Raw genomic sequence first — 14,312 nt, 5'->3', positions numbered from 1 at the left:
CGCCGCGCCGCCGCCGTCCGCGACGCCGTCGCCGCGGCCCTGCGCTCCGGCGACATCGACGCCCCCCGCGCCCGCCGCACCCGTCCCGCCGGGGTCGCCCTCGTCGGCGCCGGCCCCGGCGACGCGGACCTCATCACCCTGCGCGGCCTCGAACTGCTCCGCCAGGCCGAAGTGGTCGTCTCCGACCGGCTCGCCCCGCAGGAACTGCTCGACCTCCTCGGCGACGACGTCGAGATCGTCGACGCCGCGAAGCTCCCGTACGGCCGGCACACCACGCAGGAGCAGATCAACGCCGTCATGGTCGAACGCGCCCGCGAAGGCAAGTTCGTCGTCCGCCTCAAGGGCGGCGACGGCTTCGTGTTCGGCCGCGGCGCCGAAGAACTCGACGCCTGCCTCGAGGCCGGCGTCCCGGTCGAGGTCGTCCCCGGCCTGTCCTCCTCGATCGCCGGCCCCGCCGCGGCGGGCATCCCCGTCACCGAGCGCGGCGTCGTCCACGACTTCACCGTCGCCACCGGCCACGTCCCGCCCGGGCCGCAGAGCCTCGTCGACTGGCACGCCCTCGGCGCCGGGAACGGCACCATCGTGCTCCTCATGGCCGTCAAGAACCGCGCCGCGATCGCGGCCGCGCTCATGGAGGGCGGCCGCCCCGGCGACACGCCGGTCCGGATCGTGGAGAGTGCGACCACGAAGAACCAGACCGTCCGCGAATGCGAATTGTCCGACCTGGGCGTCACCGAGGCGCACCACCCGGCCGTGATCGTCATCGGAGCCGTGGCCGCAAGGGGCCGAAATCGGTGAGTCCTCCCTGCTGAGGACCGGTTCGACGGCGGCGCCGAAGTGTCACTTCGGCGCCGCCGCACTTTTACCTAACCGACCCTTTACAAGCCCGTATACAGGCCGTAATATTCGTCCATCAACAGCGCGACGATCGTCGCGTCTGCCACCGTGGTCACGATCTGAATCACCGGTGTACTTCCATTCGAGCAGGGGCTCCTGCTCACCCACTTTGTCCTCTTTGGAGTGTGCATGCGCATTCGTGAGTTCTCTGCTGAGCTCGCTTCGCGGCTCAAAGTCGCCTACGCGGTCCGCAACGTCGACCTGACGCTGCCCGGACTGACCCTGGTCGACGAATGCGCCCCCCGCGCCGGCCATATCCTGGTCGCAAGGGTCGACGCCATCGGGCACCACAACTGGCTCGAGCTCGCCACCGGCCGCAAGGCCGCCATCTACCCGGGCGACGAGGTCCTGCTGGCATTCGGGGAACGGTACGCCCCCGACCAGTACGAATCCCGCATCCCCGACGTCCTCGGCACCTCCGTCGACCTCGTGGCCGCCGGCGGCGTCGCCGGGGAGGTCCTCTCCCGGCACGGCGACATGCGCCCGCCCACCCGCCTGGAGCCCGTCGGGATCCTCGCCGACCGCGAGGGCGTTCCGATCGACCTGCGCCGCTTCACCGTGCTCGCCCCGTTCGGCCTGGGCGACCACCCGCCGGTGGTGTGCGTCGTCGGGACCTCCATGAACGCCGGGAAGTCCACCACCGCCGCGTCCGTCATCCGGGGACTGTCGCGCTCCGGGCGCCGCGTCGCCGGCATCAAGATCACCGGGACCGGCGCGGGCGGCGACCCGTGGATGTTCCGCGACTCCGGCGCGGTCGTCGCCGCCGACTTCACCGACGGCGGCTACCCGACCACCGCCGGCGTCCCCGTCCCGGAGCTGGCGGAACTCGCCCAGACGCTCTACCACCACGCCGCCGCGCACGACGTCGACGCCGTGGTCATGGAGATCGCCGACGGCATCCTCCAGACCGAGACCTCGGCGCTGCTGGAGTTCCCGGTCGTCCGCGAACTCGTCGACGGCGTCGTCCTCGCCGCCGCCGACGCGGCCGGCGCCCGCTACGGCGCCCAGCACCTGCGCTCCCTGGGCCTGCCGGTGATCGCCGCCTCCGGGCGGCTCACCCAGTCCCAGCTCGCCATCCGCGAAGCCATCGCGGGCATGGACGCGCCGGTGTACACGCCGAACGAGCTCGCCGCGCCCGAGACGGCCGCCGAGATCCTCGCGATGGCCCGCGTCGCCCGCTCCCGCCGCGGCGGCGTCCTCGAACTCGGCGAGGCCGCCTGACGCACCTCTTATCCCTACGACCAAGGCAGGACCGACGGCGGCGCACCCGCGCCGCCCCGGCACCAGAATCGAACAGCGATCCATCGAAAGGCGGTGCACTCGTGCACCGCCGTCTCCGTGCCCGGCGGCGAGGCGCTCGACACGCCGTCGTGACCAGGACTCGCGCAATTCATGCGGGTGTTCTGGTAGCGCTTGGAGGTATCATGGGGTCATGAGTCGCATGATCACTCAGAAAGAACTCCGCAACGACAGCGCCGCGGTCTTGCGTGCAGCGGAAGCCGGCGAGGAGATCATCGTCACCAGGAACGGCACCCCCATCGCCCGGCTGATGCCGCTGGTGGACGAGAGCCCGTTCGTGTCCTCCGAGGTCCTCAAGCAGACCGCGGCAGGACTGCCGCGCATCGACTTCAAGAAGTTCCGGGAGAGCCTGTCCGAAGCCGTCGACTGGGAATTCCGCGACCCCTACGACCGCCGCAGCGACAGCGATGACTGAATCGCGACCAGTCCACGAATTCGGGCTCCTCGACACCTCGGCCGTCATCGACTTCGGCAAGCTTCCGCAGGAGGTACTGCCGACGGCCAGCGCGATCAGCGCGGTCACGCTCGCCGAGCTGTATGCAGGGCCGCATGCCGCTCGGAACGAGCCTGTCGAACAGGCGCGCCGTCAGCAGCTGCTCGATTGGGCACAGCAGTCCTTCCGCAACCCGCTTCCATTCGACGAGGCGTCCGCACGAGTGTTCGGCACTGTCAACCTGCTCGCGTTGACGGCTGGTCGCAAGCCGCGAAAGTACACGGCCGACCTCATGATCGCTTCGATCGCCATCCGGAACCGGTTGCCGCTCTTCACCCGCAATCCCGAGGACTTCACTCCGTTGGAGTCGCTGTTGGAGGTGGTCGCCATTTGAACCGGCGGCACAGGTCGAACCAGTCGAACCACTGGACATCGAAGGCTTGAACGGCGGTGCGCCTCGCGCGCCGCCGCCTTTGCGTCTGGAGCGACTCGACCGTCCCGCTACGTGCCGGTAATGTGACTGGCTTGCGCCACTTTGGGCGACCCGGGACCGATACCGTCTTGTGACAATGGCAGCCTGGTCCTAGTTGCACCCGCGAATTAGGCTCGGGTTCGTGCGCCGCCCCGACCGCACCCCGTCCGCGCGAACCCCGCGCAGGCCCGCGATCCGCAGCCTTGCACCAGAAGCGCAGAGGAACTCCCCCTTATGACCACTCGCAACGTCGACGCCCGACGCCTGAACGTCAAGGGACTGCTCATCGCGGTCGGACTCCCGGTGGTGCTCGTCGGCGCACTCGTCGCCACCCTCCTCGGCACCGGCGCCTTCAGCCGCGAGAACGAGGGCGAGGACGCCAGCCTCTGGCTGTGGACGACCCCCCTCGGCGAACTCGCCCGCGTCAACGGCCTCACCGCCGCCACCGACGTGCGCCTCGACGTCACCGACGCCATGGGCAACGCCGTCCAGGTCGAGCAGACCGACTCGCACCTCCTCCTGCGCGAGATCGCCACCGGCAAGGTCTCCGCGATCGACCTCTCCACCCTCGAAGTCACCGGCGCGGCCGAGACCGCCCCCGGGGAGGGCGTGCGAGTCGCCCTGTCCGACGAGGGCGCGTTCATCATCGACCAGACCCAGGGCCTGGTCAACCAGGTCGACCCCTCGACCCTCGCCGCGATCGGCGAGCCCCTCCAGTTCCCCGCCGGCCTCACCGGCGGCGCCTTCGACGCCACCGGCAAGCTCTGGATCGGCGTCCCCCGCGAAGGCACCATCGTCCAGATCGAACCCCGCGACTCCGGCGCCAAGACCCTCGCGACCGAGGTCGTCGCCCAGCCCCGCCAAGAGCTCGCGCTCACCGTCCTCGGCGACGGCGTGGCCGTCCTCAACTCCACCGCCAAGGAGATGACGACGATCCGCTCCGACGGCCGCCGCGCCGTCACCGACATCGAGCTCGCCGGCCCGGCCGAGACCGCCGACACCAGCCCCGGCACGATCGCCTCGGTCACCGTCACCGACCCGCCCTCGATCGTCACCGTCGACGACGAGCAGACCCGCAGCTTCTCGATCGGCGCCGGCGCCTCCGAGCTCCTCGGCGCCTCGGTCGAATTCCACCAGCGCATCTACGTTCCCGACGGCGCCTCCGGGCTCGTCTGGGTCTACGACCTCGATGGCAACGAGCTCGACCGCATCGAGATCGACTCCGGCGGCGGGCCCGTCGAGCTGTACCACACCGGCGACACCCTGTTCGCCAACGCGGTCAACACGAACGCGGCCGTCGTCGTCTCCTCCGACGGCAACGCCCGCCTCGCCGAGAAGAACCGCGACGACATCCTCGGCGGCGACGCCCCGCCCACCGACGACGACGAGGGCGGCGACGAAGGCGACGAGAACGGCGACGAGGAGTCCGCGCCGCAGGTCGGCCCGCCCGGCGCCGTCACCAACCTGGACGGCACCGTCGGCGACGGCCTCATCAACCTCTCGTGGGACGCCGCACCCAACAACGGCTCGGCCCTCACGAAGTACGTCGTCGAAGGCGCCGGCGAGACCTGGGAGATCGCCCCGAGCCAGCGCGTCCTCGAGATCACCGACCTCGAGAACGGCCAGCCGTACACGTTCACCGTGACCGCCCACAACGCCGAAGGCGAAGGCGACACCGTCACCTCGCCGTCGATCACGCCCTCCGCGGAGGTCCCGGGCGCACCGGGTGCCGTCACTGCCACGGCCAACCCCGACGGCACGGTCACCGTGTCGTGGGAGGAGGCCGACGGCGAAGGCAACGACATCTCCGGGTACCAGGTCGAGTCCGTCTCGGGCACCGGTGAGCGGACCGTGGTCGGCCAGGCCACCGGGACCGAACTCAAGACCGTCGAGGGCACGCTCGAGTACGGCACCCAGTACGCGTTCCAGGTGACGACCCTGTCCGGCGCGGCCGCCTCCGCGCCCTCGCCGCTGTCCGGCACGGTCGTGCCGTTCAACGTGCCCGACGCACCCGGCAACCTGTTCGCGGAGTCCTCGCCGAGCACGGCCGGGACCATCGACGTCAGGTGGGACCAGCCGTCCAACAACGGCCGCGACATCACGAAGTACATCGTCACCGCCGGAAGCCAGACCAAGGAGGTCACCGAGGGGACCACCACGAGCATGTCCGGCTTCGGCAACAACGAGCAGGTCAACGTGTCGGTGGTCGCGGTGAACGAGGCCGGCCAGTCCGAGCCGGCCACCACCACTTCGAACACGATGGCGGCGCCGTCGGTCCAGATCACCGGCCACGAGTCGCTGACCAACCAGGTGAACCTGACACTCGCCTTCGATGACGGCGGCAGCAGCGACGCGCAGTGCACCGTGTTCGTCGACGGCTCCAACCAGGGCACCAAGTCCTGCCCGGACGTGATGGCGGTGACCGGCCTCTACGCCTCGACCAGCTACAGCTTCCAGGTCCGGATCTCGAACCCGGCCGGCGAGGCGACCTCGGACACGCACAACGCCTCGACCTCGAACATCACCGGCAAGGTGTACTTCCGGTGCGACGAGGGCTACGACACGCCTTCGGGCTACTGCGACTCGGTCGACGGCGTCAGCGTCTACTCGCAGCCCAGCCAGTCCGGCAACTCGCTCGGCACGACCAACACCCCGACCGGCTACAAGGCGTACTGCTGGACCACCGGCGACGCGACCATCAATCCGCGCGGCACGGAGAGCGGCCAGTCCGTCGACTACCACCCCGGCAAAGACGCCTCGAACAAATGGATCAAGATCGACTACGCTTCCAACGCGTACATCCCGTTCACATGGTTCAACATCGACGGGGTCGGTAAGAACTCCACCGGGGACCTCCCGCAGTGCTAGCAGGAGCAGAGAATGCACGACACCGAGCAGACCCACCCGCTGCGGGTGCCTAAGCGCATGCAGCAGCCGGTCCAGCTGGGCGCCGCGCAGGCCGAGTCCTTCGCCGCCGCGTTCGAGCGCCTCGGCGCCGCGGTGGACACCGTCGTGCTCGGCAAGCAGGAGGTCGTGCGGCTCGCGCTGACCGCCATGTTCGCCGAGGGCCACATCCTCCTCGAGGACGTGCCCGGGACCGGCAAGACGACGATGGCCCGCGCCATCGCGGCCGCCGTCTCCGGCCAGTGGCGGCGGATCCAGTTCACGCCCGACCTGCTGCCCTCCGACGTCTCCGGCGTGACGATCTTCAACCAGGCCAGCGGGGCCTTCGAGTTCCACCCCGGCCCGGTGTTCGCGAACATCGTGATCGCCGACGAGATCAACCGGGCCAGCCCGAAGACGCAGTCCGCGCTCCTCGAGGTCATGGAGGAGGGCAGAGTCACCGTCGACGGCCGCCCGCACCCGGTCCCGCAGCCGTTCCTCGTCGTCGCGACCCAGAACCCCGTCGAGATGGACGGCACCTACCGCCTCCCCGAGGCCCAGCTCGACCGCTTCCTCGTGAAGCTCTCGGTCGGCTACCCGGTCGAGGCCGCCGAGATCGAGGTCCTGCGCGGCACGCACCAGCGCAGCCCCGAGCATCTCGCCCCGGTCGTCGACACCGACACGGTCGCGCAGATGGCCGAGATGGCCAAGCACGTCTACATCGCCGAGCCCCTGTACGCGTACCTCGTCCAGCTCGCGAACGCCACCCGCAACCACCCGCAGGTCGCCGTCGGCGTCAGCCCCCGCGGGCTCATCGCGCTCTCGCGGGCCGCGAGCGTCTTCGCGCTCTCCCAGGGCCGCACCTACATCATCCCCGAGGACGTGAAGGCCCTGGCCGGACCGGTGTTCGCGCACCGCATCCAGCTCGCCCCCGACGCGGCGATGCGCGGTGCCACCGGCCTGCAGGTCGTCGCCGACGCGTTCGACAAGGTCCCGGTCCCGCTGCCCGCTTCGGCGGCATGAGCGAGACCGGTGCGGCCGCGGCACCGGAGGCGGCCGCGGCGCCTCGCTCCACACTGGCCGAGAAGCTGCTGGCGGTGCCCGTCACGGCCCGCGGCGTCGGCCTCGCGCTCGCCGCCGCGGCGCTCCTGGCCTCCGGATGGCTCTGGGGCTACCCCGAACTCGCGGCCGTCGGCGCCGCCGGGGCGCTCGCGTGCGTCGCGGCCGGGTCCGTGATCGCCGCGAAGCCCCGCCTCGAAGTCGAGCGCACCGTGAGCCCCGACCGGGTCTCGGTGGGCCACACCGCGAACGTGCAGCTCACCGTCCGCAACACCGGGCGCTGGCGGGCGGTCAACGCCCGCGCGGTCGACGCGTACGGCGCCGTGCACGTCCGCGGTTCGGGGGCGCTGCCGGGCGGGGGCCTCGAGACCCGCCGCGTCGCCGTCCCGCTGGCGCGGCTGCGCCCCGGCAAGAGCGCGGGCGCGAGCTACGTGATCGGCGCCGAGCGCCGCGGCGTGATCGAGGCCGGGCCGCTCGGCATCGGCAAGCGCGACCTCCTCGGCCTCGCCGCGACCGCGGGGAACTTCGGGCCGACCGCGCGGCTGTGGATCCACCCGCGACTGCACCAGCTGGCCCGCACTCCCGAGGGCCTCGCCCGCTCGCTCGAAGGCACCGCCGACAAGGTCGAGCAGGGCTCGCTCACGTTCCACGCACTGCGCGAGTACGTCATCGGCGACGAGCTGCGCCACGTCCACTGGCGGACCTCCGCCCGCATCGGGAAGCTCATGGTCAAAGAGCACCTCGACACCTCGCTGCCGACTGTCGCGATCGCGATCGACGACCGGGCCGAGAGCTGGCCGGGCCCGCCGGGGGCGCCGAGCGACGCGTTCGAAGCGGCCTGCGAGGCCGCCTACTCGATCCTTACCGCGTGCTTCCGCGCCGAGTACCACGCGGCGCTCGTGCCCGCCTCGGGCGCCTCGGTGTCCGGCGCCGGCCGGGACTCCTACGGCGACCTCCTCGCCGAGCTCGCGCCGAACGCGGCCGAGTCGCTCGACGCGTACGTCGCCCGCCTCACCGCCGCCCGCTACGGCGACACGCTCGTGTGGATCACCGGGACCGAGCCGCCCACCGACCGGCTCGCGCTCCTCAAGCGCGCCTACCCGACCGTGATCGCCGTCCACCTCGCTGCCGGGCTGCCCGCCTCGGCGTCCCTCGCGGGCGGGCTGCCGACGGTCCGCGCCGCCGACGGCGAGCAGTTCGCCGCGGCCTGGAACAACGGCGGGACCCGGCTGTGAGCGCCGTCCAGAACCCGGTCGAGATCGCGCGCGAGCGGCCCAAGCGCAGCCCCCGGCGCACCCGGTACCGGCTGCGCGTCGCCGCGGTCGCGGTCTGCCTCACCCTCATGTGCTTCCTCGCGGGCGCCGTCGCCGCCCGCGTCTACCACGGGCGGCTCCTCGTCCTCCTCGTCGCCGGGGCCGCGCTGGGCGCCTTCGCGATCGGCTTCGCGCTGCGCAACCGCCCGGCGTTCCTCGCACCCAGCGCCTCGCTCCTCGGCCTCGCCGGGTACCTCCTGGGCGCGATCGCGCTCACCGCCGACGGCGCCGACCCGCTGCCGGTCACGGTCGTCGACGCGCTCGTCAACGCCGTGCCGCGCACGCTCACCGCGCTCATCCCGGTCGAGCCCGCGCCGGACACGGTCGTCGTGCCCGTCTTCCTCACGTGGCTCGCGGCGACGCTCGCCTGCGAGTTCGCGATCCGGTACGGCCGCACGCTCCTCGGCTGCCTGCCGCCGACGCTCCTGTACGCCGCCGGGCTGTACCTCGTCGGGCCGAACGCCGACGGCGGGACGTGGTCCGCCCTCGCGTTCTGCGTGCTCGCCGCCGCGGCGCTCGCCGTCACCGCCGCCCCGCCCGAGCGCCGGCCCGATCGGGACGCGGTCGTCGACGGGCCCGCGCCCTCGAAGGCCCCGGCGCTCATGGGCGCCGTGATCACCACATGTGTGCTCCTCGCGGCCGTGGCGGTCCTCGGCCCGGCCGCGGCGCGGTTCGTGACCGCCAGCCCGGGCGACCCCCGCGAGTACGTCGAGCCGCCCCAGCTCACCGACATCGACCTGAACCCGCTGGTGCGGATCGCGGCCTGGTCCAAATACCCGGACCAGGAGCTGTTCGAGGCCGACACCTCCGGGGACTCGTGGATGCGCCTGGCCGTCCTGACCGAATACGACGGCACCACCTGGCAGGCCGCGGGGGACTTCCGCACCGCCGGCACCGTGATCCCCGGCAGCGGCGAGGCGAACTTCTCCGCGGACGTCGAGATCATCGGCCTCGGCGGCAAGCTCGTCCCGGCCGCAGCCGACCCGGCCACCGTCACCGACCTGCCGATCGCGGTCAACCTCACCACGCGCTGCCTGCTCACCCCCGACGGCCTCGCGACCGGCTCGACCTACCACGTCGAGTCCGCGCTCGTCACCGCCGACCCGGCCGCGGCCGAGACCGCCCGGCCCGACCTGTCCGACGCCGGCACCGTCGCCGTCCCGCCCGCGACCCCCGAGATCATGGCGACGATCGCCGACTACGTCCGCACCACCTACGACACGCCTTACGAACGCGCCCAAGGGCTCGCGGACTTCCTCGCCCAGCACTACGCGTACAACCCGGAGGCGCCCTCCGGGCACGATCTGCCGGCCCTCGGGTTCTTCCTCGGCAGTCCCGCGGACGCGGGCGGGCAGCGCGGCACCAGCGAGCACTTCGCCGCCGCGTACGCGGTCATCGCCCGCCTCATCGGGCTGCCCAGCCGCGTCGTGGTCGGCTTCGAGGTCCCCGGCGGCTCCAGCACCGTCACCGCCGCGCAGGGCTCGGCCTGGCCCGAGATCGCCTTCGAGGGCGTCGGCTGGGTCCGCTTCGACCCGATGCCGCCGCCCGACGCCGTGCCCGTCCCGCCCGAGGACACCCTCGAGCAGATGGAGGAGGAGACCCCGAGCCCCGAGGAGGACTCCGGCGGCGGAGGCGAGGCCGAGGACTTCAACGACGAGTCCCTCGAGCAGGACGGCGACTTCAACGAGGAGCTCGGCCGGGAGGCCGGCGGGATCCCGGTGTGGGCCTGGTACGCGCTCGCCGCGGTCCTCGTGGCCTGCGTGCCGCTCGTGCTCAAGGCCCGCAGGGCCCTGCGGCGCCGCCGCAGGCTCACGCGCGGCGGCCCGGCCGAGCGGGTCGCCGGCGCCTGGGCCGAGGTGCTCGCCGCCGCCGCCCGCGCGGGAGTGAAGGTCCCCGACCACGCGAACGCGGAGGAGTCGGCGGCGCGGCTTTCGACGCTTGAAGCCGATATCGGCCCTTTGCCGCGTCTGGTCAATGCCGCGGCATTCGCTCCCCAAGCGGTTTCCGAAGAGGACGCCGTCGCCGCTGCGGCGATCGCATCGGAATATCCGCGGACGATCCGACAGCAGGTGAAAAGGTGGAAACGCTTCCTCACTTAGCCTGTGCCCGTTAGAAGTTGATATTTCCCCGCAAATTCATCAGCCGGTAGGCCGATCCCGGTACGTGGCGCTCACCTGGCAGACTGTGACGTATGGAGAACCCCTTCTTCTCTGTCCGTTTCCGCGGATACGACCGCGCCCAAGTCGACCGTGCGGTCGCCCGCATCCGAACCGCCACGGACGCCGGCGCCCCGCCCCACCCCGATTCCCTCACCAATCTCGGCTTCCAGCTCACGCTGCGCGGCTACGACACCGCGGAGGTGGACGAGTACTTCGCCGAGGTCGCCCGGACGCTCCGAGGCGGCTAATCTGGGGACGTGACCGCGGATCCGTACCATCCTCATCTCCAGCCGCCCCCGGGACCCATGAACCAGCCCCGGATGCAGCCCGTCCAGCCGGGCCCGCCGGTCCACGGCCATCCGCCGCAGCACCCGCAGGCCCAGTACTTCTACCCGGCCCATCCGTACTGGTCCGCCCCGGCACCGGTGACCATCGACGGCTTCGCCATCGTGCAGCCGCGCCTCAAGCCGATCCCGTCCGGGCCGGCGATCGGATCCCTGATCGCCGGCATCGGCGCCGTCCTCGCCGCGCTCCCGGGCCTCATCGTCGCGGCCCTGAGCCCGCTCGCCGGGCTCACCTTCTTCATGTCCGCGGCCCTGTTCGGCCTCGGCGCGCTCTTCCTGGCGATCTCCGCGCGCCGCCAGATCCGCACCGCCCAGGGCGGCGTCTCCGGCAAGGGCCTCGCGCTCACCGGCCTCGTCCTGGCGATCATCGCGCTCGGCCTGGCGGCGCTGGTCGGCCTGATAGTCCTCGTCTCGACCATGTGAGAGCGGCGGCGCCCGCGAAGGGCGCCGCCGTTTCAGCCGCTAGCAGTAGGTGTTCAGGTGCGACTGGATCGCCGACTTCTCGGCGGCGTCGACGGTCAGGTCGTACAGGTACTTCACATGGGTCCACGCCTTGACGTAGTCGCAGCGCACCGACGAGTTCGACGGCATCCACTCGGCCGGGTCGTAGTCGCTCTTGGACGAGTTCGCCGACGTGGTCGCGATCCAGAGCTGGGGCGAGTCGACGTCGTTCGCGAACGCCTGGCGCTCGGCGGTGGTCCACGCCCAGGCGCCGGAGGCCCACGCCTCGGAGAGCGCCACCACGTGGTCGACCGTGGCGTTCGAGACCGTGCTGGTCCAGACGTTGTCGAAGTCCGACTGCCACGAGCCCGAGTCGGGCTGGCAGTCCGAGCCGGTCACGACGTCGCGGCCGTCGCGCTTGAGCACGTACTGCCGCGCGGTGCACCCGCCGCCGACGCTCGACCAGTGCGGGAACAGGTCCCGGTCGTAGCTGGAGCCGTGGGACTCGGCGGCCACGGTCAGCGCGTTCAGCTCGGCCTGCGCGGTGGAGAGGGACGGGATGCCCGGCGGCCGGACGGCCTGCGCCGGGGCCGAGTCGAGGACGAGGACCGCGAGGAGGGCGACCGCGGCCGCCGCGACCGCGGCGACGGCGCGCTTGCATGCTTGCATGGTGACTCCTGTGGGGGAAGGGGGGAAGAGTGCGGCTGACGGGGTACACCGATCGACGGGCGCGAATGCCCCATCGGTCGGGGTCATCGAATCATGGGATGTCGTGGCACCGCAAGGGGTGAATCCGATCTTTTACCCACAAGACATGGCGAACTTACGCAACCGTTGATTCGAGGACAAGCCGGATCAACCGACTTCCGGACCCGAGACGGACAAATGCCTACAATGGAGACATGACTGTGAGCAGCAAGGAAACGCACATCGGCGGCCTCGCGGTCGGGTACCTGCCCGACCGGCTCGGCGTCGCCTCCGACTTCGAGTTCGAATGGGGCGGCGTCGCGTTCGTCCAGCGGGTCTGGGAGACCCGGGCCGACGACGGCGCCTGGAGGGTCGACCTCCAAATCCAGGCGATGCGCGGCGAGTCCCTCGGCGACCTCGACGGCCTCCGCGCGTTCCTCGCCGAGTACCACGAGCGCGGCGACGACTGGAAGCCCGAACCGCTCGGCGGCGACGGCCTGGCGAGCGAACGCGAAGTCGCCCGACTCCTCGCTCCCGGCTTCGCGGTCGAGGTCCGCGACCCGTTCGGCCGCCAGGGCGTCCAGGTCGTCAGGGCGGTCGCCGCCTCGATCACCCGGCGCCCGTAGCAACCGGGCCCGGCCCGCGGGCCGGGCCCGTGCAATGCGAGAGGAACCGGCCCGGAAGGACGCCGTTCGGGACGCCGTTCCGTTCAGTCCAGCTCGGAGCGCCGGGGCGGATTCGCGCCCGCGCGCGAGCACGTCACCGCCGCGACCCGCGACGCGAACCCGACCGCCTCGCGCGCTTCACCGGCCGTCAGCCGGTCGAGGTCGCCGAGACGCAGCCGCCCGTGGCGGTCGAGCCAGTCCAGCAGGCCCCCGCTGAAGGCGTCCCCGGCGCCGACCGTGTCGACCACGTCGACCGGCACGGCCTCCACCGCGAACGACTCGCCGCCGGCCCACACGAGCGAGCCGCCCTCGCCCCGCGTCACCACGACCAGTTTGCGGCCCTTCGTGATCCACCGCTCCGCGAGCGTCTCCGGGGCCTCGCCCGGCCACACCCACGCGAGGTCCTCGTCCGAGACCTTCACGATCGACGCGAACGCGAGCCACCGCTCCAGGCGGTCGCGGTACGCCGCCCGCTCGCCCAGCAGCGCGGGGCGCACGTTCGGGTCCAGGCTGATCGTCGTGCGCGTGCTCAGCCCCGCGAGCCACCGCTCCAGCACGGGCCCGCCCGGTTCCAGCGCCAGCGCGAGCGACCCGGTGTGGACGGCGTCCACCCCCGGGTCGCGCGGCAGCTCGTCGGTGCTCCACTGCCAGTCGGCGGTGCCGCCGGTGTGGAACGCGTAGGCCGCGGATCCGCCCGGGTCGACCGAGACGATCGCCAGGCTCGTCGGCTCCTCGGCGTCGACGATCCACCGCAGGTTCACATCGGACTCGGCCAGGTGCGTCCGCAGCAGCTTCCCGAACGCGTCCGACGACAGCCGCCCCAGGAACGCCGTCTCGGTTCCCAAGCGGCCCAAGGTGACGGCCGCGTTCATCGGGCTCCCGCCCGGATGCGCCACCGGATGCCGCGCGTCGTCCGCCGCGACCTCCAGGTCGATCAGCGCCTCCCCGACCACCCCGATCACGGTCCCACCAGCCCTTCTCCCGCCGCGGGCGGATCGCCCGTCCCGATGCCGCGGTAGCCGATGATAACCGGCGGGCCGTCCCGAGCGCGGAGCCTTGCGGGGCCGCGAACGCCAGTGCCGCCGCATGCCCTTGCGGCACTTCGAGATCGAGGAATCCGGGGCCCGGGTCGGGGCCGAGCCCCGCGTGGACGCCGGCCGGGTCGGCCGCCAGGCCGGTGCCGTCCGCCTTGAGCCGCGCCTCCTTCCGCACCCAGGCCCGAGCGAACGCCGCGGGGCGCGCGGCGGGGTCGAGCGCGTCGAACTCGCGGCGCTCGCCGGCGGTGAGGCACCCGAGGAGGTCGTGGACCGCCGTCTCGCCCGGGACGGGCTCCACGTCGACGCCGACCGGCTCGGATGCGAACGCCGCCAACGCGAACGCGCCGCCGTGCGAGATCGAGAAGTGCAGCCGCGGCACCCCGGCGACCGCGGGGCGGCCGTGCGGCCCGCCGCAGACCGGGCAGGTCTCGTTGAACAGCCGCAGGTCCGCGGGTTCGCAGTCGAGGTACGACGCGAGCAGCAGCCGCAGCATGACGTGCGCGACCGTGTACCGCTCGCGGTCCTCGACGCGGGCGAATCCAGCGGCGCGCGCCGCCTCGGCCGCGCTGAGCACCGACGCATCGACCTCGGTCGTGCGCTCCGCCAGGAACACCGCGACGGCG

The 14,312-nt window shown here is 72.1% G+C and carries 13 protein-coding genes and 1 pseudogene; 11 read left to right on the top strand and 3 right to left on the bottom strand.

Going from position 1 to position 14,312, the window contains the following annotated elements:
* The 10 genes from cobA to GFD30_RS07795 form a co-directional block, all read left to right on the top strand.
* Window positions 1–798, top strand: a 798-nt coding sequence (gene cobA, locus GFD30_RS07840; RefSeq protein WP_153024617.1) for a uroporphyrinogen-III C-methyltransferase, incomplete at its 5' end; no start/stop codon positions are given.
* Window positions 799–1,026: 228 nt separating this feature from the next.
* Complete coding sequence (locus GFD30_RS07835) at window positions 1,027–2,118, top strand: DUF1611 domain-containing protein (protein WP_153024616.1); 1,092 nt, start codon at window positions 1,027–1,029, stop codon at window positions 2,116–2,118.
* 211 nt (window positions 2,119–2,329) lie between these two features.
* Window positions 2,330–2,611 carry a type II toxin-antitoxin system Phd/YefM family antitoxin gene (locus GFD30_RS07830; protein WP_153024615.1) on the top strand — a complete coding sequence of 94 codons (282 nt, stop codon included), beginning with the start codon at window positions 2,330–2,332 and terminating at the stop codon, window positions 2,609–2,611.
* Window positions 2,604–3,023 (top strand): type II toxin-antitoxin system VapC family toxin, encoded by a 420-nt coding sequence (locus GFD30_RS07825; protein ID WP_153024614.1) that lies wholly within the window; start codon window positions 2,604–2,606, stop codon window positions 3,021–3,023. Before GFD30_RS07830 ends, GFD30_RS07825 begins: the two co-directional genes overlap by 8 nt.
* 312 nt (window positions 3,024–3,335) lie before the next feature.
* Window positions 3,336–5,969, top strand: coding sequence for a fibronectin type III domain-containing protein (locus tag GFD30_RS07820; protein ID WP_153024613.1), 2,634 nt, complete (start codon window positions 3,336–3,338; stop codon window positions 5,967–5,969).
* 57 nt (window positions 5,970–6,026) lie between these two features.
* Window positions 6,027–7,007: an AAA family ATPase gene (locus GFD30_RS07815; protein WP_153024641.1), complete on the top strand. Its 981-nt coding sequence runs from the start codon at window positions 6,027–6,029 to the stop codon at window positions 7,005–7,007.
* Window positions 7,004–8,278: a DUF58 domain-containing protein gene (locus GFD30_RS07810; RefSeq protein WP_153024612.1), complete on the top strand. Its 1,275-nt coding sequence runs from the start codon at window positions 7,004–7,006 to the stop codon at window positions 8,276–8,278. Before GFD30_RS07815 ends, GFD30_RS07810 begins: the two co-directional genes overlap by 4 nt.
* Window positions 8,275–10,455, top strand: coding sequence for a DUF3488 and transglutaminase-like domain-containing protein (locus GFD30_RS07805; RefSeq protein WP_153024611.1), 2,181 nt, complete (start codon window positions 8,275–8,277; stop codon window positions 10,453–10,455). Before GFD30_RS07810 ends, GFD30_RS07805 begins: the two co-directional genes overlap by 4 nt.
* Before the next feature lie 92 nt (window positions 10,456–10,547).
* On the top strand, window positions 10,548–10,763 hold the full coding sequence (locus GFD30_RS07800) for a DivIVA domain-containing protein (RefSeq protein WP_153024610.1): 216 nt from the start codon (window positions 10,548–10,550) through the stop codon (window positions 10,761–10,763).
* Window positions 10,764–10,820: 57 nt separating this feature from the next.
* On the top strand, window positions 10,821–11,282 hold the full coding sequence (locus GFD30_RS07795) for a DUF4190 domain-containing protein (protein ID WP_153024609.1): 462 nt from the start codon (window positions 10,821–10,823) through the stop codon (window positions 11,280–11,282).
* A 39-nt stretch (window positions 11,283–11,321) separates the two neighbouring features.
* On the opposite strand, the gene GFD30_RS07790 is transcribed toward GFD30_RS07795, so the two are convergent.
* Window positions 11,322–11,969, bottom strand: coding sequence for an HNH endonuclease family protein (locus tag GFD30_RS07790; protein ID WP_153024608.1), 648 nt, complete (start codon window positions 11,967–11,969; stop codon window positions 11,322–11,324).
* A gap of 233 nt (window positions 11,970–12,202) precedes the next feature.
* On the opposite strand from GFD30_RS07790, the gene GFD30_RS07785 reads away from it, so the two are divergent.
* On the top strand, window positions 12,203–12,613 hold the full coding sequence (locus GFD30_RS07785; protein ID WP_153024607.1) for a hypothetical protein: 411 nt from the start codon (window positions 12,203–12,205) through the stop codon (window positions 12,611–12,613).
* Between the two features lie 83 nt (window positions 12,614–12,696).
* Here the strand turns inward: GFD30_RS07785 and GFD30_RS07780 are convergent, their stop codons facing one another.
* Window positions 12,697–13,614: a carbohydrate kinase family protein gene (locus GFD30_RS07780; protein ID WP_194201888.1), complete on the bottom strand. Its 918-nt coding sequence runs from the start codon at window positions 13,612–13,614 to the stop codon at window positions 12,697–12,699.
* A gap of 202 nt (window positions 13,615–13,816) precedes the next feature.
* Window positions 13,817–14,182: pseudogene (locus GFD30_RS28225) on the bottom strand (4'-phosphopantetheinyl transferase family protein); the annotation flags it as partial.
* Window positions 14,183–14,312 lie beyond the last annotated feature (130 nt).

This window comes from Glycomyces albidus (genome assembly GCF_009451885.1).
Taxonomy (GTDB): Bacteria; Actinomycetota; Actinomycetes; order Mycobacteriales; family Micromonosporaceae; genus Glycomyces; species Glycomyces albidus.
Note: the sequence above shows the minus strand (reverse complement) of the source record. Positions and strands in the feature narration are given on the sequence as shown.